Source organism: Rhodococcus sp. LB1 (genome assembly GCF_001583455.1).
GTDB classification, from domain to species: domain Bacteria; phylum Actinomycetota; class Actinomycetes; order Mycobacteriales; family Mycobacteriaceae; genus Rhodococcus_F; species Rhodococcus_F opacus.
The window spans coordinates 5,224-6,046 of the sequence record NZ_LTCZ01000134.1 but is presented as its reverse complement, the minus strand read 5'-3'; the positions used below and the strand labels follow the sequence as shown (position 1 = coordinate 6,046).

Below are 823 nucleotides of genomic sequence, written 5' to 3'. Positions count from 1 at the left end.
CAGTCACACGCCGATCACCCGAGTTTTCAGATGCGCTCTCAGACCCGAGGACAGGGTCGCCGGCCTGCTGCTCCTGCTCTACGCACAGTGGCCGTCGGCGATCAGCAGGCTGACCGTCGATGACGTCGACGCCACCGACCACCAGGTCCGGCTCCGCCTCGGTCAAACGCCCATCACGCTGCCCGAACCGCTGGCATCGCTCACACGCACCCTCATCGCGACCAGGCGAGGACACGCCGTCCTCGGCGAGCAGGGCACCTCACCCTGGCTCTTCCCCGGCGGCCAGCCCGGCCGGCCGATCAGCGGCGACGGACTCGGAGAGCGCCTGCGTGGGCTCGGGATCCGCCTCGCCGAAGCCCGCTCCACCGCCTTGTTCCAACTGGCCACCGAACTGCCGGCCGCGGTCCTCGCCCGCACGCTCGGCATCCACATCGACGTCGCCGTCCAGTGGCAACGCGCTTCCAGCGGCGACTGGACCAACTACGCCGCCAACGTCGGCCGCCGCAACGAATCGACTTGATCAGCTCCACCAAACGCGGACCCACACGGCGACACCACCACCACTTCATCGACGTGGTCGCCGAGCAACCCGACCCGGCGATGACCACACGACCCCACAACTCACACACCCCAGACCGCATCAGCAACGGGCGATCCTCATCCACCGCAGCAAAGCCACAGCAGTCTCGGGGGCATTCAGACAGTTCTGATAACCGACTCCGCCATTACACGCCGACCTCGCGGTCAAGCAACGCGCCCTGGACAGGTCCACACCTCCAGAAGTGACTCCGAACCGCTACAGACCTTCCGACTCACTGCTTGC

General features: G+C 67.0%; 1 pseudogene. It reads left to right on the top strand.

Features of this window, described 5'->3' with window-relative positions:
* A pseudogene (locus AZG88_RS52690) lies at positions 1-520 on the top strand (hypothetical protein); the annotation flags it as partial.
* Between the last annotated feature and the right edge of the window lie 303 nt (positions 521-823).